Raw genomic sequence first — 21,202 nt, forward strand, 5'->3', positions numbered from 1 at the left:
CAGCTCCCACATCACTCCGAGGCCACATCCTTGCCGGCGGCTTTGGACCGGTACAGTGCTTGATCGGCACGTGCCATCAAGGCGGCGGGCGTTTCGCCCATTCGCCGCTCCACCACGCCCAGGCTCAGGGTGACTTTGAAGTCGCCCACGGCGGGCATCTCGGCGATGGCCTGACGGATACGTTCGGCCAATTGCCTGGCGGTGTCCAAGCTGCTTTTGGGCAGGATCACCATAAACTCATCGCCACCCCATCGTGCGAGCAAGTCGCCTTGGCGCATACAGGTTTCCAGGCTGTCTACCACGCTCACCAGGGTCTGGTCGCCGACGCCATGACCATGTTTGTCGTTGATCGGCTTGAAGTCGTCGATATCCATGGCCACCAAGGCCAGCGGTACGCGGAAGCGCTCGGCACGGTCGCACTCCTCCAGCAGCACCTTTTCCAGGCGATAACGGTTGGCGATGCGTGTCAGGGCATCCTGTTCGGCCAGGGAGCGGTTCTCGTCCAACTGCATTTGCAGTTGCTGATTGACCCGTGACAACTCAAGGGTGCGTTCGGCCACCAGCGCTTCCAGCGACTGGTTGCGCTTTTGCAGCTGTTCGATGGAGATTTTGCGTGTATGGATATCGCGGTGTGCGCCGACCATGCGTGCCACTGAATTGTCGGGGTTACGTGCAATGACGTAGCCACGGTCTTCGATCCACAAGTAAGTGCCGTCAGCCTTGCGGCAACGATACTCGGCCTGGTAATGGGGCGCGCGTTGGCTGATGTAGTCATCAAATACGGCCATGACGCGTGGATAATCTTCGGAGTGGATCACGTTCTCCCAGGTGAACACGCTGTTCTCCAGGGAGTGGCGGGGGTAGCCAAGCATCATGTACCAGCCGGGGCTGCGGTACACGAAACCCGTGTTGGCATTCCAGTCCCAGATGCCGTCGCTGACCAGTTCCATCACCGCATGCAACATGTCGGCGTTGAGTTCGGAAAAGTTATTGCGCAGCGGTTTATTGCCGGATGTCTCGTTCATCTGTGCACTTCCCTGCCTGTGCTGGCTTCCAAGGCCAGTCTTCATTGACGCCGGTACACCGTGGCTGAGGTTACTCTACATCGCGGCTTGCGCGCTTTGAATAGGATGAGTGTGCTGCTTTAGTGGTGTGGCGATAGGCCATTAATCAGCAGGTGGGGCGACATACGTTGTGCTCGCCTGGCACGAGCTTTCACGCCCTGGCGGGCCTTGCTTGCGTGTTCGATACGAGGCGTATTTCGACATGTTGACCCAGAGCCCTTGCCGCACTGGCCAGGGTGGACAGCGTCATGCCCGCGTCGTTTTGGTCCAGCGCTCGATCTACGGCGGTGCGGCTGGTATGCATACGTTCTGCCAGCGCTTTCTTGCTGACCTTCTGCACCTTCATCGCCTCTGCCAGCTGCCAGGCAATAACACGCTTCAACGCCCCTGCAGAGACTTCCTCTATGAGCCCATCATCGCTGAGAAAATCATCAAAGTTGGAGCCGATATGCTTATTCATGGGATGTTCCTCGAAGCTTGTTTTTGCGATGTCTGGCGGTGTTCAGGTCGACTAAAGGTGTTTTTCGACTTTTTTTGATAAAGCCATGCAGCAAAACCATTTGGCTGGCAACCAAGGTAAAAATGACTCGTGCAGCATTTTCACCAAGATCGGTTCGGACCTCCCAAAGGCGATGCTCCAGCTTCCTAACCAATGGCATCCCTTGCGGCCATCCGAGTTGGACCGATTTTATGTCAGTGCCTATAAGCTTTTTTGATTCCCTGGGCAGTTCCATCAGCCATTCACGCACGGGCTCGTTGCCAGCCTCGGTTCGGTAAAATGCGACGTTCAACACGAGAGGTAGTCGTTCACAGAGAGTGCACCAAAATAGGTTCATAAGGCAATCAGCGATTGAAGGGTCTTTTCGCGAAGATTGGTCAGAGCCTGGCACTTATTTTGTGAGTGGCTGAGGTTGAAGCGTTTCAAAAAAAATCAGTAAAAATAAAGAGTTGTGAGTTTTCTGAATGGTATGTGCGAGATTGGTTTGCCAGGCGTAAGAAAACTCACTTCGGCGCCACCATGCGCGTTCGCGGCTTGCCATCCGCGTTGTGCTGGTAAATCCCCTCCGGCTGGCCCTGCGCATTGAAAAACACTTGGCCGATGCCCGCCGAATTCCACAGCCGTTCACCCGCCTCGGCGTGTTCCGGGATATGCGGCACTACCTGCATGGTGCGCCGGCGCGTGAAACCGTTGAGGGGCGAGCGCGGTGAGTAGAGCCAGCGGTTGAGGCGGTCGAACCATTCCAGCAAACGCGCCGGGAACTGGTTCTTGATGCCGCTGCTGGTGATCTGCCAGATTTTTGGGCCGGCGCTGCGGTGGCGAATCAGCACTTCATAGACGAACGAGTAGTGCACATCGCCCGACAGGATCACGTAGTTACCTGGCGTGCGCGAGTGGCGAAAGATATTCAGGATCACCTGGGCGGCGCCGCGATGGGCCATCCAGTTTTCGGCGTCTACCAGCAGTGGGTAGCCACACCAGCTGAAGACCTTCTGCACCGTCTCGATCAGCTTGACGCCGAAGATCGGCGCGGGCGACACGATGATGGCCGACGGGTGGTCCAGCAGGGCCTGCTGCAGTTCGCTCAACGCTTCCCAGTCCAGCAGGCCGGAAGGTTGCTTGAGCGCAAACTCACTGCGCCAGCGCCGGGTGCGAGTGTCGAGCACCACCAGTGCGGGCGTGGTGGGCAGCACGTAATGCCAGTGCTGGAATTTCAGCAGGGTTTGCACTAATTCATCGTGGGCACTGGCGTGCAAGTGGTTGTCTTGAACGTTGGCGGTCAGCGCCTGGGTGTGTTCCAACAGTTTGCCAAACACATCTGGCTGGTTGCCCCAGCCCTGGCACAGCATATAAGCGAGCAGGGCATTGCCGATGATGCGTTTGGAGAATGGATGGCCGTAGGCGGTGGCCTCCCATTGCGCGCTGAGGTTCCAGTCGTCGGTGATGTCGTGATCGTCAAAAATCATCAGCGTCGACAGGTGCGCGAAGACCCGCGCAACGCCGGGCAGGCCGTCACGGAACCGATCGACCTGCACTTGTTCGTGGTCGTAGCGCAGGTGTTCCGGCGTGCTTAATGATGGCGGCTGTGGCGTGATCAACGTCCAGGGCGTGGGCGACCATACCAACAGGTACATCGCCAGTACTTCGGCAAAGGTCACCAGGTGGTTGTCGGCGGTGCTGCTGGTAAAGATCGGTTTTTTCACACCGCCGAAAAACCGTTCGCGCAGGGTCTCGTTGCTGTCCAGTGCGGGCAGCAGATCTGCGCGGTGGTAATAGCTGGCGCGATGCCCGTAGAGGCTGGCGCTGTCATCCACCACGGCGCCTTCCAGGTATTCGTCGAACAACGCCAGGCGTGCGATCAGCGCATGAATCGCGCGCAGCATGGGGCCGGCCACATCATCGGCGTAGACCTGGTCACCGCTCATCATCAGCAGCGCCGGGCGCTCGGCCGGTGTGCGCGCGTCAGCCAGCAGGCGGTCGACGCACAGCAAACCGTCATTGGCGTGGTGATGGGGTTTGCGGCACGAGCCATGCACCAACTGGTGGATGCGGCTATGCACTACGAAATTCGCCGATGGAGCATCGGCATACAGCAGGTGCGGCGCCCAATGCGCAATGCCACAGCCGTCGACCAGCAGGTCGTAGTCGATGCTCACGTCCAGCGGCAGGGCTTCGCTCAGGGAAACGTCGATCAGGTGGATAAAGGCGTGGCGCCCAACGGGCACGACTTGGCACTGCTGGGTGTCCAGATCGATCGTCAGCGTTTGGCCTTGAGGCACTTGCAGCTTTAAGCACAATGGCAGGACACGGCTGCCCACCAGCCAGATCACCAGACGCTGGGGTTCCAGGCGCCTGAGCAGTGGGCCGGCAATGACGGCGGGCAGTGTGTCGGATGGCGGCATGAAGCAAGCAGCTCATACAAGGTAGGACTTAAAAGGGTAACGCAGAGGATGTCAGCGTTTTGTTAAAGGCGTGCCGCAGATACCTTGCAGCCGATTACCCTTGTTGTGTTAGAGCAGATGGCCTTGTCCCAGGGATTCCAGGGACGTTCGATAAGGCTTGGGCTTGGGCGGTGCGTTTTGCATCATGGGGTTACTGTCAGGACGTGAGGGCTTTTCAGCGGACCGGGTGGCGATTTCAGCCATTTGGTTGGCCAGTTGGAAAGCTATGTTGAACTGAAAGCCGGGCAGCATGTGGACGATACTCATGGGAAAAACCTCTTGCTCAATTGGAGGGATGTTCTCGCATCAATACTCCCTTTGACTGCGCACCCACTCAGTGGCGCTGGCCGGGTTAACGTTCCCGGCCATGGGTTTCTGCATGTTTAATATCCGTAGGACTGAATGCGTTTCAGACAGACTTGGGTACCGTAAACCTGAACTCACTGCCACGCCCCAACTCACTCTCAGCCTCAATCCGCCCGCCGTGGGCCTGCACGATACCTTGGGTGATATACAGCCCCAAGCCGCTGCCGGTGGGGTTGTTTTCGGTCTGGGTCCAGTAGCGATCAAACACATGGGGCAACTGCTCAGGCGCAATGCCTTCGCCGGAGTCGCGCACCGAAAACACGATATCTTCACCATTGCTCATGGCGCTGATGCCGATATTGCCCTGGCGCGGGGTGAACTTGATGGCATTGCCGATCAGGTTCGACAGCACCTGGAACAGGCGCTCCGGGTCGGCATGGATCAGCAGGCCGGGCTCGGCGTTGAACGACAAGTCGATGCCTTTCTCCATCGCCAACGGTGCGAGCAGCGAATAGGCCTCTTCGAACATCTGGCTGACGTCCAACGACACCGGCTTGACCACATAACGCCCGGCCTCGATTTTCGAGGTGTCGAGCAGGTCTTCCAGCAGCACATTCATACGCCCGGCGGCCTGTTGCATGGTGTCGATGGCCGAGGAAATTCGCCGTGAGGTATGTGGGCCGTCGGAGCTGAAGGCTTTCTGCATCATGCCGCAGAGCATCGAGATGACCGTCATCGGGTTGCGCAGGTCGTGGGACACCACCGCCACCAGTTCATCACGGGCGCGCACGGCTTGCTGCTCGCGCAACACTTGGCGGGCCAGGTCATTTTCCAGGGCGGAACGGCGCAGGTCGTTGGCGGCAAACCGGTCGCCGTGGCTCCACTTGGTGGAGATACCGGCCATCTCGACTTTCCAGATTTCAAACGAGGTGCGTGGGCGCAGGCGCAAACCGGCGTCGGAGGTTTCCAGGTTCAACGGCTTGTTCGGGTCGCCGCTCCAGTTGATGTTCTCTTTGACTTCCGGGCGGAACCACAACACGCCGTTATCCACAGGCTTGGGCAGGCTCATGGCCAGAACGCCACTGGCCACTTGCTGGAACTCGGCGGCAGGCGGGTATACCGAGACCAGGTTGTGACTGGAAAACACCGGCTCGTCGCTTTCTTGCAGCCATTTGTGCAGCGCACGGATCTGCGCAGGCTCGGGGCAATTGCCGTAACGGTGCAGTTGTTTGTCTTCGATGATCGCCACGCCGCCCGACAGGGTCAGGTCCATCAGCACCTGCGGCTGCTGGGCCAGGCCATCGAAGACGTTTTGCTCCGAGGCTTTCATCGCGCGGTCCAGCAATGCCAGGGCTTCGACTTTTTCTTCGCGCTGGCGGCTCAAGTCCAGGGCTTCCATGGCGCTGATCTGCAGCGACAGCACCTGGCCGATGGTCTGGCAAGCAACACGCAGGTCGTTGGGCACCAGCAAGGGCTCGCGGTTGCCGCAACTGATCAAGCCCCATAGCTTGTCGCCGGCCATCAACGAGATGCTCATGGACGACAGCACGCCCATGTTCTGCATGTATTGGCAGTGAATCGGCGACACGCTGCGCAAGGTGGCAAAGCTCAAGTCCAGCGGCTGGTCAGTGCCCGGACGCAGCTTGGGCAGCAGCGGCACCGGCTCGTAGGCAGCGTTCGGGATGATGCGCAGCCAGTTGGTGCGGTACAGCTCGCGGGCCTGCTCGGGAATGTCGGACGCGGGGAAGAACAGCCCGTTGAACAGCTCCATGGACGGCGCCGACGCTTCGGCAATTACCTGGCCGTGGCCTTCTTCTTCGAAGCGATAGATCAGCACCCGGTCGTAACCGGTCATGGCCTGGATTTCAGTCACGCTGATCTCGTACAGCGCTTGCAGGGTTTTCGCCGACTGCAAGCGTTGCAGCATCTTGCCCAGGTCACTGGTGCGACCATTCAGGGCGCGAGGTTTGAAATCTTCAAGGCGCGGCTCAAATTCCAGCACCAGCACGTTTTGATGGCGATGCAGCAAGCCTTCAAATGGCGCACCATTGAGCGTGACATGCAGCGCCGGCGCGTCGAGAAACGCGTTGTTTTCGGCGATCGATTGCACGGCTTGGGCAGGTTCAACGCCAATTAACTGGTGCAGCGGTTGGCCCAACAGCGCTTCGGGTGCGTGGCCGAACAGGCTGGCCACGTTGGCGCTGACCTGAGTGATGCGCAGCTCAGGCTCCGACAACGTCAACAGCACACCGTGGGGCTGGATCGCGCCCGGGAAGCGAATCGGTTCGTCGGCACAGTTGGCAAGCAGCTCTTCAAAATCGTCGGGTTTCATAGCAGTACCTCCTGGCGGGCGAGCCAATGCTCGAAGCCACTGAATGTGGAGCGGGCCGCATCGACCGCGCGCTGTTTTGCGTCAGCATCCAGCGGCAGGCGGCCCAGGTAATCGAGAAAGTCTTTCCAGCGTCGACCGGTTTCGGCGCCGTATACATCAAGGAACGCTCCGCCGTTATCGGCGTGTATGTCCAGGCGCCGGGCCATTTCCCGGCGCAGCACTTGGCCGCCCAGGGTGGCGCCTTCCAGTACATACAGGGCACCGAGGCAGGCCGCGGGGGTGTCGAAGGTCGGGTGTTCGGTGCAGCGGGGCAAGGCGTTGATGGCGTAATCATTCAAGCCAAGGGCGCGTAAGTCGCCCAGCAGTGTGGGGGTTTTCACACGCAGTACAGCGTCATACCCGTCGGGGATCAAGCCACTGGCGTACAGCGCTGCTTCCATCGGCCCATAAAACCCGTAGTACGCCTGGAGCAAGCGCCGATACCCGCCAGCATCCAACTGATCGGAGAAAAACGGCAAGCGCTTTTCCAACGCCACATGCAGCAAACCCGTGCCTGTGCGCAACGCTTCCAGCAATGAGGGCGCACTAACGTCATGGGCCTGTGAATGCATTCAATAAGCTCGAACTGTGGGCCTTAAGGCCATGAATGACGCGTGAAATGGGCGACGATTCTACACAAGTCATTGCCGTCAACTGTACGCACAAGGCGAAAAGCCTGACCGGCGGATCAGAAAAGTCGCTCCTTGCGTAATAAATGACCACAGGGCACTGCAGCAAGTTCGGTTTAAGTGATGTCGCGACGCTATTAGTGCATGGAGGCGCCTTGCTGGGTCAGTGCGGTTTGCACGCACTCAACCAAGTGCTCTGCACTCCAGGGCTTGGGTAAAAAACGTACAGAGCCGCCGAGTTGCGCCGCCAGCTTGGTATTGCCCGAGGTCAGCACCACCGGCACCGACGGCCAGCGATGCGCGACCACTTTGCTCAAGTCATAGCCATTGAGTAACCCCGGCATCTGGATATCGCTGACGATCAGGTCTACCGGATCATCGCCGCGTTCCAGGTAAATCATGCCTTCATCCGCCGAAGGAAACGACGTCACATGAGCCCCGAAGTCCTCCAATACATCCACCATTAACGCACGAATGATTTCGTCGTCTTCCAATACCAAAATCGATGGCTGAGCCATGATCCTTACTCCACCATCAGGGTTCAGTAGGGTGGAGTAGGCGCTGGCTGAATAGGTTCGATTGGATGTTTTTTAAACGATGGGTGGTCGTTTTAGAGCGGTCGCGTGGGGTTGTCCGCAGCGGCACGGCAAGGTGGATACAGGCATAATTGGCGCACCGTTGCCTGCTGTGGAGACTTGCATGAAGTACACCTTACTGACCCTCGCCCTGATCCTCAACACCGCCCCGGCCTTGGCGGCCGGCGATGCCGAGGCGGGCGGCAAACTGTTCAGTAAAACCTGCGGCGGCTGCCACAGCATCGGTGAAGGCGCACGCGGTGGCTTCGGGCCTGAGCTTAACGGCATCATCGGTCGACCTGCCGGCACCACCACGGACTATCAGTACTCCGACGCAATGAAAAACTCCGGCGTGGTCTGGACCCGCGACAAACTCGCGGCCTATATCGAAGCGCCGAAGAAGGTGGTGAGCGGTACGCGCATGATCTTCTGGGGTATCAGCGACCCGGAAAAGATCGAAAACATCTTGGCCTACCTGGAAACCTTCCAACCCAAGTAATCATTCGCGTACGTTCCTGAACAGCATCAACCGCGCACTTTCATGCAGCCCACGGGTCAGCCCCTGCAGGCGCTGAAACTCTTCGGGATGCTGCTCGGCTACATCTTCGCGCGGAGTTTGCGAAGCCAGGTCGTGCAGGGTTGGTGAGCCGCCGTCGTGCTGCATCTGCAACAGGAAGTGCTGGGTTACACCGCCGATAATCGGGAAGGTGCCCTCGTGCAGCACCAGTGGCACCACTCGTTCGCCTTCCGGCGCCGGCTGCTGGATATCGCGGCCCATCGCGCCGTTGCGAAACGGCACGCCCGCCATGCCGGCCACGGTTGGCAGTAAGTCCGCCAACCCCACGGCCTCGTCAATAACGCGTGGCTCAAGCCCCGGCGCGTGGATCAGCAGTGGCACGTTGTTGCTTTCCAGGCCCAGTTGCTCAAAAGCTGGCGCCATGTGCGGGATCTGGCTGATGCGTGTGTTGTGGTCGCCGAAGAACACAAAAATGCTGTTGTCGTACCAGCCACCGGCCTTGGCGATGTCCATCAGGCGGCCGATGTTGTAATCCAGCAGGCGCACTGCGTTGTATTGCTCGACACTGCGCGAACCGGCAGCCTGGACTTGTTCCAGAGTTACGTTGTTAAGTTGGAAACCATCATTTTGCTTGGGAATGGTGAATGGCCGATGGTTACCGGAAGTTTGCAGGTAGGCAAAGAACGGCTGGCCGTTGGGCACGGCGCGCAGCAGTTGGTCGCCTTCCTTGAACAGGTCCAGGTCAGAGATGCCCCACACGTCCACGCGGGGCGAACGCCAGTGGCTTTCGTCAAACAGCTGCACGCCGTCGATGCTCTGGCGGATCAGCGCGTTGATATTCGCCCAGCCAGCGTTGCCGCCGATCATGTAGAACTTCTGGTAACCCTCGAAGGCGTTGATCAACGTGTGTTGCCGCGTGATCAGCGGGTTGCGCGTGGCGGTCTCCTGGCGGGTCACGTCGGGCACGCCGGTGATGCTCGCCCACACGGTTTTGGCGGTACCGGTGACGGGCACATAGAAGTGTTTGAAGAACCAGCTTTGCGTCGCCAGCTTGTCCAGGTTCGGCGTGGGGTTCAGCGGGTTGCCATAGGCGCCCACGGCGCTGGTGCCCAGGGATTCGAGCATGACGAAAACTACGTTGGGCGGGCGCTCGCCTGCCAGTTTGTAAGGCTGCACGCCTTGTTCGCGGATGAAATTCAGCTGCTGCGCGTCAGGCTGGTCAACGCCCAGGTACTCGGCCACTTGTGGGTAATGCGTGCGCACCTGGGCTTCATCGAATTGCGACTGGCCAACCTTGAGCGTGTCGTACAAAAACAGCACCGGGTTCAGGCCCACGGCGGCGACCTGGCTGTTGCCGGAGAAGAACGCATCACTCCAGCGCAGCGGCACCGGGTTTTCCAGGTTGAGATTGGCCACCCGGCCCAGCAGGGCCAGCAGCACAATGACCACACCGATCACGGACACCGACGCCACTGTGAGTTTGCCGATGGTTTTGGGCGCACGATCCAGCGTCAATCGCTCCAGGCACACCAGCGCCCACACCCACACGGCCACCGCCGCCAACCAGCAGGCAGTTATCCACAGCACTGGGTAGGTTTCCCACACCATCTGTTGAGAAATCTGCGCGTCTTGCAGATAGCGCAGCACCGTTGCGTTGATGCGCACGCCGAGGTAGGCGTAGTGGCCGAAGTCGATGATGTAGATGAGGCCTACCACGGCCAGTGCAATCAGCAGATAGCCGCGTGCCAGCCAGCGCAGGGCGGGCAGGGTGATAAGGTTCCAGCGCGGTAGCCAGGCGAGCACGGCCACGGGTAGCAGGAGCAACACCGCCAGGCGCAGGTCGAAACGCAGACCGATGCCGAGGGTTTCCAGCAAGCCCTCGGTATTTAAATCCAGGCCGGAAAAGCTGATTAAAAACACCAGCCGCAACGCCGCCAGCAGCACAAACACCAACCCGATCGCGCCCACGCCGTAGCGCAGGCGGCGTGATTGCAACGCAGTCATCGTTAACCTTCCCCATTTCAAAAAACGACGCAGACCCACTGTGGGAGCTGGCTTGCCTGCGATAGCGGTGTGTCAGTGCCCGATGTGCTGCCTGAGGCGGCGCATTCGCAGGCAAGCCAGCTCCCACAGTTTGAGTTGCATTAATCCAGCTACAAGGCAGTAACCCATCAACAGCGGGTCGACCAGGTAATCCCAATAGTTCTCTGACGCCTTGAGCCGCAGCGCAAATGCCAGCGTGCCCACGGCGAGCATCCACACCGCCAGCCTGTTGCGCAGCGCCAGCATCAACAGCGTCAATGCGCCTATCAACACAATCATCGGCCGAGGGTTAAACCCCCAACGGTAGGGATCGAAATACGTCAGCCCCATCGCCGCCGGGTACAGCACCAGGCACAGCCCGCCAAACAGCACCAGCAGTTGCACCTGATGTGGCCGGCCAAGCGGCTGCACCAGCCCCAACCGGCACACCGCCACCCACGCCAACAACACCAAGGTGCTAATCGCCAGGTCATCGGTAAAACTGCGTACATACGCGGCCAACGGCAGCTCATTCACCGGGATAAAGCTCAACGCCACCAACACCGGCAACAACCATGGCCGCCACGGCGCGGTAAATCGGAACGTGCTGAGCAGCACAAACCCCAGCAATACAAAACTCAAATGGGCTTGCCACAACGCCATCATCACAAGCGCTCCGCCAGCCAGGCTTCGTTGAAGCTGACATGTTTGATAAAGGTGTTATTCCACGAGTAGACCAAGTGGTACATGCCGTCCGGGCTGCGGCTGAAGTACGGGTATTCGTATTCGAAATCACAGCCACGGGGTTTGCACACGCGGTAATCCAGGTTGCTCAGAAAGCGCTGTTCCAGTGGCAGGCGCTTGGCGCCGCTGGAGGCGCGGAAGCCTTCGCCGATGATTTCTTTATAAGCCTCTGGAGAGAACGGTTGGCCGAGCGGGTCCGGCGACTGGTCCAATTGCACCAACGTGCGCCATTGCGTCATTTGCGCGTCGGTGCCGTAGAGGCTGAGCTTGAAGCGGCCGTCTTGCAGGTCGTTGAGGGCGACGAGTAGACCATCGTCTTCAGTCCCTACGGCCGCCAGCGAAGAATTGGGGTTGGCCGGTTCCAGCGGGAACGGCTCGCTCCAGGTTTGCCCGGCATCCTCGGTGCGGCTGGCGAGCACGCGGTGATGGGTTTCACCGGCGTAGCGCAGCATCGCCACGGCCCGCTGGCCGTCTTGCGCCACGATGGTTGGCTGCAGCGAATGTTTGCCGCGGCTGATACGGAATTTGTCGATCACCGCGCCGTCGGCACTCAAGTACAGGTACTCGGCAAACTTGCCCATGAACTCGTGATACACCGGCAGGCCAATCGAGCCGTCGGCATGGAACACCGGCGCGGCGCGTACCAAGGTGCTGATATTGAAAAACGGCGAGGTCACCAATTGCCGAGGCGCCGACCAGTTCGCGCCGAGGTCATCGGAGACCATCACGTTGATCGCACTGGTGGCCCAGCCGCCGACCGACACCGACACATAAAACATCCACAGGCGTTTATCCGGCCCCAGGGCAATGACCGGGTTGCCCAGTTTGCGAATGTAACGCTGGGTGCCGTCGCGTGTGCTTTCCCGCGTGGCCAACACCTGCTCGCCGCCCCATTCGCCACTGCGTGCATCAAACCGCGCCGTGCGCACCTGCACATCGGCAGCGCCTTCGCGGGAGCCGGCAAACCACACGGCCATCAAGTCACCGCCGGGCAGGGCGGTCACGGAGGAGGAGTGCACAAAGTCGGTGAGCTGTGAGGACACAAAACGGCTGGTGTATTGCGGGGCTGCCGCCACCTTCGCCGGGCTCGGGTTCGCCTGGGCAAACGGTGCCAGCACGTGGGGCGGATGGCTCAGCCAGGCGGCGATAAAGACGCCTAGCAGGCTGAAGATCAGTAGGGCGCAGCGCATAGGGAACCTGTGAGAAGAAAGGATGACGGCGCACGTTCACCCGGCAGGCGCTTCCTGCGGCCGGTGAGCGTGCATAACGACAGGTGGTCCCGTACCTGCCGGCACAGTGCAAAACCAACCTTAGCGCAACCTTAGTTGGCAACGAGCCGTAACATCTTTGCCCGAATAGCCCTGCGTAGAACCGGCATGATTTCGCCGTTTCCTACAGAGATTTCGCTATGCGCCTACTCCTTGTCGAAGATGATCGCGCCCTCGGCCAAGGCATTCGCGTGGCATTGGGCGCCGAAGGCTACACCCTGGATTGGCTGCAAGACGGCCTCAGCGCCTTGCACGCCCTGCGCACCGAAAGTTTTGATCTGCTGCTGCTCGACCTCGGCCTGCCGCGCCTCGATGGTCTCGACCTGTTGCAGCAACTGCGCGCCGGGCAGCATGACCTGCCGGTGCTGATCCTCACCGCCCGCGATGGCACCGCCGAACGCATCGCTGGCCTGGATGCCGGCGCCGACGACTACCTGATCAAACCCTTCGACGTCGAGGAACTCAAAGCCCGCGTGCGCGCGCTGTTGCGCCGCAGCCAGGGCCGCGCCCAACCCATGCTCGAACACGCCGGCGTCAGCCTCGACCCGGCCACCCAGCAAGTGCGCTACCAGGGCGATGAGATCATCGTCACCCCGATGGAATACCAACTGCTGCACCAACTGATGGTGCGCCCCGGTAAAGTTGTGACCCGCGAGCGGCTGTCTCGCGCCCTGTATGGCTGGCAGGACCGGGTGGAAAGCAATACGTTGGAGGTGTTGATCCATAACCTGCGCAAGAAGTTATCCACAGAGCTGATCCGCACTGTGCGCGGCGTGGGCTATGTGCTGGCGCTCAAACCATGAGTTCGGTACGCGCACGCATCATTATTCCGGTGCTGGTCCTGATCCTGCTCGGCGACGCCCTGATCAGCTGGCTGGTGCTGCGCGACAGCCACCACGAAATCGAAGAAGTCTACGACGCCCAACTCGCCCAAAGTGCCCGCCTGCTGCAAGGCGTACTGCGCCAGCGCGAACCTGGCGACGCAGACTGGGGCCGCTTGTACGAGGCGTTCGACCAGGCCATGAGCCGCGTGGGCGAGGAGGGCGTGGCCCATCCTTATGAGACCCGGCTGACCTTCCAGGTCTGGCGCAGCGACGGGCAACTGCTCATGCGTTCTGCCGAAGCCCCTGTCCTCACTGCACCGCCCACTACGCTCGGCGCCCATGACCTGATGGACAGCGGCAACGACTGGTGCGCCTTCCTCCTCGCCGACCCGCAACAAGGCCTGCTGATATGGGTGGGCGAACGTGACGACGTTCGCCAGAGTGTGATCGAGCGTATCGTGCGCCACACCCTCTGGCCTACCGTGATAGGCGTGCCGCTGCTGACCGTACTGATCTGGTTGGCCATTGGCTGGGGGCTGACGCCCTTGCGCACCATGGCCCGCAAGCTGCGCGGGCGTAACACCAACGCCTTGCAACCGCTGCACGTGAACCCACTGCCGAGCGAGCTGGAGCCGATGCAAACCGCACTCAACCGGCTGCTGGTGCAGATGGACGACCTGCTGGAACGCGAACGCCGCTTCATCGCCGACGCCGCCCACGAGTTGCGCACACCGTTGGCGATCCTGCGCATCCACGCGCAAAACGCCCAAAGCGCTGCCACCGAAGAACAACGGCGCGAAGCCCTGGACTTTCTGGTAAACGGCGTCGACCGCGCAACACGCATTGGCAGCCAACTGCTGACCATGGCCCGCATCGAGCCACAACTGAGCAACCCCGTGCGCAAGCCCGTGCAACTGACGGAACTGGTGCGTGAAGAACTCGCCGAGCTGACGCCCCTGGCCATGGAGAAAGGCGTGGAACTGGTGCTGGAAGGCGATGAAGAATGTTGGGTGCAAACCGAGCCGGTGGCCTTGGCGATTGCGCTGCAAAACTTGGTGACCAATGCGCTTAACTTTTCGCCGGTGGGTGGCGAGGTACGGGTGGTGATCGGCGTTAATGGTTTGCGCGTGGAGGACCAAGGGCCGGGGATTGATGAGGCGCAGGTGGGGCGCTTGTTTGAGCGGTTTTACAGCCGGGATAACGCCAATGGCGCCGGGTTGGGGTTGGCGATTGTGGAGATGATTGTGGGGAAGATTGGCAGTACGTTGAGCCTGCGAAATTTGGAGCAGGGCGGCTTGTGCGCGCAGTTGGTTTTTGACCAGAAAGTGCCGCGTAACATAACCGATTAATGATCCCCACCTGTTACGAGCCAACGGCCTCGTTGTGGCGAGCAGGCTTGCCCTGCGTTGGGCTGCGAAGCAGCCCCAAAGATAGAACTGCTGCACGTCCATCTCGACCGTGAGTACCCTCAGGTATTCAGAGACGGGCGGAGTTTCTTGTTTATCAGCGAACCACTGCGCATGGGATCTAGTTTTTCCGAGTGAGCTCACATTTGTGCAGCTTCGTAATCGAGAGCAATGAAATAGTCGCTTTTCGAAAGAACGATTTCATGAACGAAGAATGGTTGCACATGCGTTAGCCAATCCCGGCGTAGTTCAAACATACCGTTATTCACGGCCTCTCCCTTCGAGAGCCCAAGCTTTGTAACGATGGAGTAGTCCTCGCCCAAGTCCTTTGAGTCTTCCGTGCCACACGCGTATTCCGTGGTTTTGTCGAACCATTCCAATCTCACTTTAAGTCCCATGCGGCCTCACAAGTATTTTTTGATGTTTCGCTTTTTCTTTGCCGGCTTTAGCTGTTCGCCGGTTATATGACTGAAAGCCCCGAGGTGGCTTCCGTCACTTGCCAGATAGGCTTCCAGCTCGCCGTGTTGTGAGTCCCATTCATAAATCGTTCGTCCTTTTTCATCAATCCAGCGCTCTCTTAACCCGCCACCTCCCTGTTTTGGAGTTTTAGGCTTTGTTTTTATCAGGTTTAGAAAGCCGCTTATTTGCTCCTCTTTAGGCGGCTTGTGGTATTTGTGATCCCCAGCCCGAACACTCACCACTACATACAGCGGCCGAACCCCCGACTCCACCGGGAACACCAGAATAAAATCCCGATACTGCGGTGGGTAAATCGGGTTCACCAGAATCTGTGCCGCCTTCTCCGTCGGCGGATAAATCCAGATCACCGGCGCTTGCGGCGCAGCCTCCAAGGCGGGAATCCCCAGCGTGTCGCGCGGATCAACCGCTGGCGTCCAGATCAGCTCCACGCCCTCACCCAAATCCGCCACAAACTGATCGCCACGGCTTTGGAACTGCACCACATCGATCATCTGCCAATCGGGGTTGTTGCCCGTGTAAAACCCATATCCCTTGAGTGTGCCGTCCTCACGCTGCTCGACAAAACGCATCTGCGACCGTGCCCGTTGCAGCGAGCGTAATTGCTCCTCGCTGTAGAGCGCGCTATCGCCCAGCGCCGATGGCCATAACAACGCGACCAACCCACTCAACAGCCCACCGGCGACAGTGCCAACAGCAGTCGCTGCCGACTCCACTGCCGCCGATCGCAACGCCAATTGCCCCAAGCCGACAGGCAGGGCACTGCCGCTGATCTTGCGCAAGGCAACCGCGCCACGGCTGTCTACCTCGTGGCCACCCAACAGGCTGAAATGGCCGTAGTCCTTGATCAACTCCAGCGGTACGTAACCGGTGGGGTCGTTGTAGCGAATGATGCCGTTGGGCAGTTGGCAGGGTTTTGTGAAGACGCAGCCTGGCGGTTTGGCGGGTGTTGGCGCTGGGGTGGGAGGCGGCTCAAATAAATCAATCGGCGGTGAATAAGGCGCGCGCTTCGGCTGCGGCGTCAGGATCCGCCGTTTGAGTTGTTCTTCTTCGGTAATGGGGTACGAGCGTTCTGACATGACTGGCTCACTTCCTTGTGTGGGAGTGAGCCTATGAGGTGGGAGCGGAGGCTTATGTCGGCTTCGTTCGATGGTTGGTGTGGGAAAAGGAGACTGGCGTATGGTTAGCCAGGACTGTTTCGATTATTGCGATTTTCGTTTGTTTCGTTTAGCTTTGATTCAACCGAATTGCGTAACACCGGAGCTGCATCATGATCACCAATCAACTCCCCAAAACGATCCTGCCGCTGGAAAAGGAAGTCGAAGCCGCCGTGCAAGGCCAGCGAGAACTGGCATCTTTGCTTTCGACCAAATTTGAAACCCAGCGCATCGACATCTTCGACAAAGAAGATAAACCCCACACACTTGTACTCCCGACCTCAGCCCTGCGCCTGTTGGTCGATATCCTGGGCGAATTGGCTATCGGTAACGCCGTCAAGGTCGTGCCGGTGCATGCCGAATTGACCTCTCAGGAGGCCGCCGACCTGCTCAACGTTTCGCGCCCGCACCTGGTCAAGATGCTGGAGGAGGGCGCCATTCCTTTTACAAAAACGGGCCGGCATCGGCGAATCCGGTTTTCGGATCTGATGGCGTTCAAGCAGCGCCGTGATGAAGAAAGCCAAGAGGCAATGGAAGCGCTGGCGCAACAAGCTCAGGCGTTGGGAATGGGGTATGACGGATGAGGTGTTCGCCGTTTACTGCGGTATACGATGCGTGTGTTCTCTACCCGGCGGCACTCCGGGATTTGCTGATGTGGCTTGGTTTGTCGGGACTGTATCGAGCTCGATGGACGAGCCAGATCCATGAGGAGTGGAAGCGCAACGTTCTCAAAAACCGACCGGATCTTACGGCTGAGCAAGTCAATTGCACGTCGGCGCTGATGGATAAGGCGATACCCGATGCATTGGTGACGGGGTACGAGGATCTGTGTTCAAGTTTGGATTTGCCTGATCCTGATGACCGTCATGTGCTGGCGGCGGCGATTCGAAGCAAGGCTGAAGTTATCGTGACCTTCAATTTGAAAGATTTCCCGGCGCATATCCTGGCTGCCTATGACATTGAGCCTATGCATCCGGATGACTTTATTTCGGATCTGTGGGATTTGGATCAGGCGGCGGTGTTGGGGGCGGCGCAGAAGCAAAGGCGAACGTTGAAGCGGCCGCCGATGGAGGCTGGGAGTTATCTTGAGATGTTGATGCGCCAGGGGTTGGTGCAGACGAGTAAGGTGCTTGGGCCATATGGGGTGATGTTGTAGGTTCGAATGAGCGGGCCTATTTGCTGGGCATCACTCTGGTTGGCTTGCTTATCTTTGGCCTCCTCGAAAGAACAGGCATTTACCCCCGTACCAGCCTCATGACATTTTTCGTCACAAGGCTCGGCTTTGATCATCTGTTTTTTAAAGCTAAGTTCTCGCTCGTCGCTGCGAATCAGCGACCGGGCCTGGAAACCCGTGGGTATAGGCGCATAGGCGCCACCATTTATCACGACCGCTGGTGCCATTTTTGTGCCAGCATATGCGTGTTATGGCGGCTGTGCGTGGGAGACTTTCGAGTCTGCCGGGTTTGCCTATTCCCCCGGTTTCCAGCCTGCGCACAGCTGCCACCCATTCGCCTGGAAACGAATGGGGCAGCTCTCTATAAAGAATGGGAGCTATACCAATGATCATTTCTGAAAGGTTTTATCCTTGTAATACTGCAACCCACACCACCGCCCAGCCCGGAGGTGCCCAATGATCAATCCACCTCTCAACAAAACCCTCGGCATCATCACCTTCTCCACCTGCGGCAAACAGCCCAACCTGCACCGTCTATTCCGCGTCAATGCTGGCGTGCCCATTCGTGACGCCCTGGAGCATGCTTCCGAGTTGCTGCACTGTTCCAAAATGCTCGCATTGGATGCGGCCATGGACAAAGGCGCGGACCGTTATGCCTGGGCGGCGCATTATTTGGGGGAGATGGCGAAGGCTGTGGTGGATGATTTGGCGAATGGGATGTTGCCCAATGGGGTGATGGAGGAGGGGGACGCTGTTTCGGTGTAAGTGGGTGGTTTGAGGGTGTGGCGGCTGGCGTCATCGCAGCATAGGTATCTACACAACTTTTGAAGGCCGCCACTTTCTCCTGTGGCGAGCAGGCTTGTCCTGCGTTGGGCCGCGAAGCGGCCCCAAACCCTGACACTGAGTACTTTCAGGAAAATTGCAGTGCCTTTACTGGGGCCGCTTCGCAGCCCAACGCAGGACAAGCCTGCTCGCCACAACAGCCCACCTACCACAGACTTCGTTTTAACCGGTTGTGTAGATACCTATGGTCATCGCAGGCAAGCCAGCTCACACATCGGTCGGTGTACATCTGTTGAAGCAGCGTTAGCAGTAAAAAAGACCTTGGGACGCCAGGGTCTTTTTTTGCCTGCAGAATCCAGATCAAACGTGCGCGATGTTTGTGTACGGCAGCGAGGCGAAGTCGATCATGTACCTTACCGTGAGCGGTGTATGACGTTTTGCTCGCGGATCTGTATCTAACGCCCTGCTTTTCAACGCCCTACCATGGCACCCAGCACAATACTGCAGGAGCGACACCATGCCCGAACTGTCCAGCTGGCTTGCTTATGGCCTGATCTCCCTCGGTATGGTGCTGACGCCCGGGCCGAATATGATTTACCTCATTTCCCGCTCGATCTGCCAGGGGCGCACGGCCGGGTTGATTTCCCTCGGTGGCGTTGCCTTGGGTTTCCTCGTTTATATGTTCTGCGCGGCGCTGGGGATTACCGCATTGGTGATGGCGGTGCCGTTTGCCTACGACGCGTTGCGGCTCGGTGGCGCGATGTACCTGGTGTACCTGGCCTGGCAGGCGGTGAAGCCGGGTGGCCGGTCGCCGTTTCAAGTGCGGGACTTGCCCCAGGACAGCCCACGCAAGTTGTTCATGATGGGCTTGTTGACCAACCTGCTGAACCCCAAAGTGGCGGTGATGTATTTGTCGTTGTTGCCGCAGTTTATTGACCCGAATGGGCATGGCAGTGTGCTGATGCAATCACTGATCCTGGGTTTTACGCAGATTGCCATCAGCGTGAGCGTCAATGCGGTGATTGCAATGATGGCGGGTTCCATCGCCGTGTTCTTCGTCACCCGTCCAGGCTGGCAGGCGGTTCAGCGTTGGGTGATGGGTTCGGTGCTGATGGGCTTGGCTGTGCGGATGGCGGTTGAAGGGCGGCGGTAAGAGGGTGGTTGCAACGTTGTAGTTAGGGGTGGTTAACAGGAGGTTGCATGCTTGAAGTGTGGGGGCGACGTTCGTCATTCAATGTTCAGAAGGTCATGTGGCTTATAGGTGAGTTAGGTCTGGCCCACCGCCATATTCCCGCGGGCGGCCAATACGGCCTCAAGGATTCGCCAGCGTTTCTGCGCATGAACCCCCATGGGCGCGTGCCTGTCATAAAAGATGACGACGGGACAGTGGTGTGGGAGTCGCACAGTATTCTCAGATACCTTGCCGCGCGTCATGGGGCATCTGGTTTCTGGAGTGAGGACCCAGCTCAGCGCTCTCAAGTTGACCGTTGGATGGATTGGTCTCAAACCAGCTTGCAGCCGACGTTTTTAAATGGTGTGTTTTGGGGCTTTTACCGAACCCCTGAGGCGTTGCGGGATCCGCAAGCTATCGAAAAAAGCATCAGCCTCTGCGATCAATATTTTGAGTTACTTGACCAGGTCTTGAGCGAGCAGCCCTTTCTGGGTGGGGAACGTTTGTCGTTGGCAGACATTACTGTTGGCACACATCTGTACCGTTACTTCTCTTTAGCTATTTCCCGCCCACTCATTCCTCACGTTGAGGCGTGGTATCAAAGACTCCGGGAGCGTGAAGCTTATCGCGAGCACGTCATGATCCCTTTCGAAGAGCTTTTCGGTCGGTTGGATTATTAGCCGAGGGGATCAGAAGGGGCGTTGAAACTTCTGGTCTTGAAAAGCTGTTGCTCAGCGAGTCCTGCCGGCGCCGTTAATCTGGTTGGCGCTGGGATGCCAGCGATTGACCTAGCTGTTTCGCACGCCCGTGGTCTGGCGATGCCTGGACGCTGGCGTAGCCGTATTGATGGTGTACCTGGCCGGTATGTTGATCACCGACTCACTGGATATCTTTCAGATAGTCTTTGAGGGTAATCAGCGGGGTACTTAGCTCATCAAGGCTGCTGGCCTGTTGCACATCTGTAAACAGTTTGAGCAGTTCACGGCCCAGCACCGTGTCGGCGCCGCCTAGTGCATTCAAGGCCTGGGCAATGCACTCATTAAGCTTGTGTTGAATCGTCGCCAAATCCCCCTGGCGCACCAACAACCCAAACACTTCGCGCTCATACCCATCCATCACCAGGTCATCGCGCAGCAACGGGCTCGCGCCGTCCGTCTCATGCACCAGCTTGAGAGCAAAAAGCGCAACAGCTTCCAGCGTCAATTCCATGGTTCCGATTCCTCATGTCTGCGTTCGCCCGCACATACTCACGTTTCTGCGGGCGAAAAAAAAGCCCTTGAATTTCAATGGCTTTCTTTCGGACCTGTGTAAAAGCGGGTGAGAGTGGGTTTGATAGTCAGGGGCTGAAGGGGCATTGCGCGCCTACGCAAATGCCAGGTCTGCTGATTCGCCGGCTTTTCCTCGCCGCCGATTGCAAACCGTAACGCCTGGGCGAGGTCGCGCGTTTGCCATGAGCCGCGCTGTCAGGCGATCGAACACTCTAAATAGCTGCAACCGTGGCACTGTGGATTAATCGAAAAGAATTTCAGGAAGGGGGTTGACCACATATTTGAATGCTGTACTATTCGCCTCCCGCTGACGAGCAGCTTGAAGCCGGTTCTGGTTCAAGTAGTTGATTTTGATAAAGAAATCGCTTGACAGCAAATGAGGCTGCTGTAGAATGCGCGCCTCGGTTGAGACGAAAGATCTTAACCAATCGCTCTTTAACAACTGAATCAAGCAATTCGTGTGGGTGCTTGTGGAGTCAGACTGATAGTCAACAAGATTATCAGCA

22 protein-coding genes and 1 pseudogene are annotated in these 21,202 nt (G+C 58.6%); 8 read left to right on the forward strand and 15 right to left on the reverse strand.

Annotated elements, in window-relative coordinates; all coding sequences use genetic code 11:
- Positions 1-11: 11 nt before the first annotated feature.
- From AOA62_RS19355 to AOA62_RS19390, 8 genes are all read right to left on the reverse strand, one after another.
- Positions 12-1,025: a sensor domain-containing diguanylate cyclase gene (locus AOA62_RS19355; RefSeq protein WP_099549457.1), complete on the reverse strand. Its 1,014-nt coding sequence runs from the start codon at positions 1,023-1,025 to the stop codon at positions 12-14.
- Positions 1,026-1,215: 190 nt separating this feature from the next.
- Entirely contained in the window at positions 1,216-1,524 is a 309-nt protein-coding gene (locus AOA62_RS19360) for an XRE family transcriptional regulator (protein WP_017135408.1), read from the reverse strand.
- Positions 1,517-1,900 carry a type II toxin-antitoxin system RelE/ParE family toxin gene (locus AOA62_RS19365; protein ID WP_178075644.1) on the reverse strand — a complete coding sequence of 128 codons (384 nt, stop codon included), beginning with the start codon at positions 1,898-1,900 and terminating at the stop codon, positions 1,517-1,519. Before AOA62_RS19365 ends, AOA62_RS19360 begins: the two co-directional genes overlap by 8 nt.
- 166 nt (positions 1,901-2,066) lie before the next feature.
- A complete protein-coding gene (locus tag AOA62_RS19370; protein ID WP_099549458.1) occupies positions 2,067-3,965 on the reverse strand; it encodes an alkaline phosphatase D family protein in 1,899 nt (632 codons plus the stop codon).
- Positions 3,966-4,073: 108 nt separating this feature from the next.
- Positions 4,074-4,271: a hypothetical protein gene (locus tag AOA62_RS19375; RefSeq protein ID WP_017135411.1), complete on the reverse strand. Its 198-nt coding sequence runs from the start codon at positions 4,269-4,271 to the stop codon at positions 4,074-4,076.
- 142 nt (positions 4,272-4,413) lie between these two features.
- Complete coding sequence (locus tag AOA62_RS19380) at positions 4,414-6,642, reverse strand: ATP-binding protein (RefSeq protein WP_099549459.1); 2,229 nt, start codon at positions 6,640-6,642, stop codon at positions 4,414-4,416.
- The gene (locus tag AOA62_RS19385) at positions 6,639-7,253 is read right to left on the reverse strand and encodes a biliverdin-producing heme oxygenase (protein ID WP_099549460.1); all 615 of its coding nucleotides are present in this window, start codon (positions 7,251-7,253) and stop codon (positions 6,639-6,641) included. Before AOA62_RS19385 ends, AOA62_RS19380 begins: the two co-directional genes overlap by 4 nt.
- A gap of 194 nt (positions 7,254-7,447) precedes the next feature.
- Complete coding sequence (locus AOA62_RS19390) at positions 7,448-7,828, reverse strand: response regulator (protein WP_017135414.1); 381 nt, start codon at positions 7,826-7,828, stop codon at positions 7,448-7,450.
- 181 nt (positions 7,829-8,009) lie between these two features.
- Between AOA62_RS19390 and AOA62_RS19395 the strand changes: the two genes are divergently transcribed.
- A complete protein-coding gene (locus AOA62_RS19395) occupies positions 8,010-8,384 on the forward strand; it encodes a cytochrome c family protein (RefSeq protein ID WP_017135415.1) in 375 nt (124 codons plus the stop codon).
- Here the strand turns inward: AOA62_RS19395 and AOA62_RS19400 are convergent, their stop codons facing one another.
- The 3 genes from AOA62_RS19400 to AOA62_RS19410 all read right to left on the reverse strand — a co-directional run bounded on the left by AOA62_RS19400 (position 8,385) and on the right by AOA62_RS19410 (position 12,358).
- Positions 8,385-10,406, reverse strand: a complete 2,022-nt coding sequence (locus AOA62_RS19400) for an LTA synthase family protein (RefSeq protein ID WP_099549461.1) — start codon at positions 10,404-10,406, stop codon at positions 8,385-8,387. It abuts the gene before it with no gap.
- 72 nt (positions 10,407-10,478) lie between these two features.
- Positions 10,479-11,090 carry a hypothetical protein gene (locus AOA62_RS19405; protein WP_056858300.1) on the reverse strand — a complete coding sequence of 204 codons (612 nt, stop codon included), beginning with the start codon at positions 11,088-11,090 and terminating at the stop codon, positions 10,479-10,481.
- Positions 11,090-12,358, reverse strand: coding sequence for an exo-alpha-sialidase (locus AOA62_RS19410; RefSeq protein ID WP_099549462.1), 1,269 nt, complete (start codon positions 12,356-12,358; stop codon positions 11,090-11,092). Before AOA62_RS19410 ends, AOA62_RS19405 begins: the two co-directional genes overlap by 1 nt.
- A gap of 218 nt (positions 12,359-12,576) precedes the next feature.
- Here AOA62_RS19410 and AOA62_RS19415 point away from each other — a divergent pair, with 218 nt between their 5' ends.
- A complete protein-coding gene (locus AOA62_RS19415; protein ID WP_017135419.1) occupies positions 12,577-13,239 on the forward strand; it encodes a response regulator in 663 nt (220 codons plus the stop codon).
- Positions 13,236-14,609 (forward strand): ATP-binding protein, encoded by a 1,374-nt coding sequence (locus AOA62_RS19420; protein WP_099549463.1) that lies wholly within the window; start codon positions 13,236-13,238, stop codon positions 14,607-14,609. The genes AOA62_RS19415 and AOA62_RS19420 overlap by 4 nt, the downstream gene beginning before the upstream one ends.
- 197 nt (positions 14,610-14,806) lie before the next feature.
- On the opposite strand, the gene AOA62_RS19425 is transcribed toward AOA62_RS19420, so the two are convergent.
- Positions 14,807-15,064 (reverse strand): colicin E3-like toxin immunity protein, encoded by a 258-nt coding sequence (locus tag AOA62_RS19425; RefSeq protein ID WP_099549464.1) that lies wholly within the window; start codon positions 15,062-15,064, stop codon positions 14,807-14,809.
- Positions 15,065-15,070: 6 nt separating this feature from the next.
- Entirely contained in the window at positions 15,071-16,222 is a 1,152-nt protein-coding gene (locus AOA62_RS19430; RefSeq protein WP_099549465.1) for a colicin E3/pyocin S6 family cytotoxin, read from the reverse strand.
- A 191-nt stretch (positions 16,223-16,413) separates the two neighbouring features.
- Here AOA62_RS19430 and AOA62_RS19435 point away from each other — a divergent pair, with 191 nt between their 5' ends.
- From AOA62_RS19435 to AOA62_RS19455, 5 genes are all read left to right on the forward strand, one after another.
- Positions 16,414-16,884 (forward strand): helix-turn-helix domain-containing protein, encoded by a 471-nt coding sequence (locus AOA62_RS19435; protein WP_017135424.1) that lies wholly within the window; start codon positions 16,414-16,416, stop codon positions 16,882-16,884.
- Entirely contained in the window at positions 16,881-17,456 is a 576-nt protein-coding gene (locus AOA62_RS19440; protein ID WP_099549466.1) for a PIN domain-containing protein, read from the forward strand. The genes AOA62_RS19435 and AOA62_RS19440 overlap by 4 nt, the downstream gene beginning before the upstream one ends.
- A 474-nt stretch (positions 17,457-17,930) precedes the next feature.
- Complete coding sequence (locus AOA62_RS19445) at positions 17,931-18,239, forward strand: DUF3077 domain-containing protein (protein WP_017135426.1); 309 nt, start codon at positions 17,931-17,933, stop codon at positions 18,237-18,239.
- Between the two features lie 535 nt (positions 18,240-18,774).
- Positions 18,775-19,410 carry a LysE family translocator gene (locus AOA62_RS19450; protein WP_099549467.1) on the forward strand — a complete coding sequence of 212 codons (636 nt, stop codon included), beginning with the start codon at positions 18,775-18,777 and terminating at the stop codon, positions 19,408-19,410.
- Positions 19,411-19,457: 47 nt separating this feature from the next.
- Complete coding sequence (locus AOA62_RS19455) at positions 19,458-20,108, forward strand: glutathione S-transferase family protein (protein ID WP_099549468.1); 651 nt, start codon at positions 19,458-19,460, stop codon at positions 20,106-20,108.
- A gap of 199 nt (positions 20,109-20,307) precedes the next feature.
- Here the strand turns inward: AOA62_RS19455 and AOA62_RS19465 are convergent, their stop codons facing one another.
- Complete coding sequence (locus AOA62_RS19465; protein ID WP_099489620.1) at positions 20,308-20,637, reverse strand: hypothetical protein; 330 nt, start codon at positions 20,635-20,637, stop codon at positions 20,308-20,310.
- Positions 20,638-20,937: 300 nt separating this feature from the next.
- Positions 20,938-21,202, reverse strand: a pseudogene (locus AOA62_RS32245) (hypothetical protein); the annotation flags it as partial.

The sequence above is a fragment of the Pseudomonas sp. 2995-3 genome (assembly GCF_002742565.1).
Classification (GTDB): Bacteria; Pseudomonadota; Gammaproteobacteria; order Pseudomonadales; family Pseudomonadaceae; genus Aquipseudomonas; species Aquipseudomonas edaphica.

Bases quoted from the DNA above. Each gene is read 5' to 3' on its own strand.
- AOA62_RS19355 (WP_099549457.1), bottom strand. From the start codon at position 1,025: ATGAACGAGACATCCGGCAATAAACCGCTGCGCAATAACTTTTCCGAA.
- AOA62_RS19360 (WP_017135408.1), bottom strand. From the start codon at position 1,524: ATGAATAAGCATATCGGCTCCAACTTTGATGATTTTCTCAGCGATGAT.
- AOA62_RS19365 (WP_178075644.1), bottom strand. From the start codon at position 1,900: ATGAACCTATTTTGGTGCACTCTCTGTGAACGACTACCTCTCGTGTTG.
- AOA62_RS19370 (WP_099549458.1), bottom strand. From the start codon at position 3,965: ATGCCGCCATCCGACACACTGCCCGCCGTCATTGCCGGCCCACTGCTC.
- AOA62_RS19375 (WP_017135411.1), bottom strand. From the start codon at position 4,271: ATGAGTATCGTCCACATGCTGCCCGGCTTTCAGTTCAACATAGCTTTC.
- AOA62_RS19380 (WP_099549459.1), bottom strand. From the start codon at position 6,642: ATGAAACCCGACGATTTTGAAGAGCTGCTTGCCAACTGTGCCGACGAA.
- AOA62_RS19385 (WP_099549460.1), bottom strand. From the start codon at position 7,253: ATGCATTCACAGGCCCATGACGTTAGTGCGCCCTCATTGCTGGAAGCG.
- AOA62_RS19390 (WP_017135414.1), bottom strand. From the start codon at position 7,828: ATGGCTCAGCCATCGATTTTGGTATTGGAAGACGACGAAATCATTCGT.
- AOA62_RS19395 (WP_017135415.1), top strand. From the start codon at position 8,010: ATGAAGTACACCTTACTGACCCTCGCCCTGATCCTCAACACCGCCCCG.
- AOA62_RS19400 (WP_099549461.1), bottom strand. From the start codon at position 10,406: ATGACTGCGTTGCAATCACGCCGCCTGCGCTACGGCGTGGGCGCGATC.
- AOA62_RS19405 (WP_056858300.1), bottom strand. From the start codon at position 11,090: ATGATGGCGTTGTGGCAAGCCCATTTGAGTTTTGTATTGCTGGGGTTT.
- AOA62_RS19410 (WP_099549462.1), bottom strand. From the start codon at position 12,358: ATGCGCTGCGCCCTACTGATCTTCAGCCTGCTAGGCGTCTTTATCGCC.
- AOA62_RS19415 (WP_017135419.1), top strand. From the start codon at position 12,577: ATGCGCCTACTCCTTGTCGAAGATGATCGCGCCCTCGGCCAAGGCATT.
- AOA62_RS19420 (WP_099549463.1), top strand. From the start codon at position 13,236: ATGAGTTCGGTACGCGCACGCATCATTATTCCGGTGCTGGTCCTGATC.
- AOA62_RS19425 (WP_099549464.1), bottom strand. From the start codon at position 15,064: ATGGGACTTAAAGTGAGATTGGAATGGTTCGACAAAACCACGGAATAC.
- AOA62_RS19430 (WP_099549465.1), bottom strand. From the start codon at position 16,222: ATGTCAGAACGCTCGTACCCCATTACCGAAGAAGAACAACTCAAACGG.
- AOA62_RS19435 (WP_017135424.1), top strand. From the start codon at position 16,414: ATGATCACCAATCAACTCCCCAAAACGATCCTGCCGCTGGAAAAGGAA.
- AOA62_RS19440 (WP_099549466.1), top strand. From the start codon at position 16,881: ATGAGGTGTTCGCCGTTTACTGCGGTATACGATGCGTGTGTTCTCTAC.
- AOA62_RS19445 (WP_017135426.1), top strand. From the start codon at position 17,931: ATGATCAATCCACCTCTCAACAAAACCCTCGGCATCATCACCTTCTCC.
- AOA62_RS19450 (WP_099549467.1), top strand. From the start codon at position 18,775: ATGCCCGAACTGTCCAGCTGGCTTGCTTATGGCCTGATCTCCCTCGGT.
- AOA62_RS19455 (WP_099549468.1), top strand. From the start codon at position 19,458: ATGCTTGAAGTGTGGGGGCGACGTTCGTCATTCAATGTTCAGAAGGTC.
- AOA62_RS19465 (WP_099489620.1), bottom strand. From the start codon at position 20,637: ATGGAATTGACGCTGGAAGCTGTTGCGCTTTTTGCTCTCAAGCTGGTG.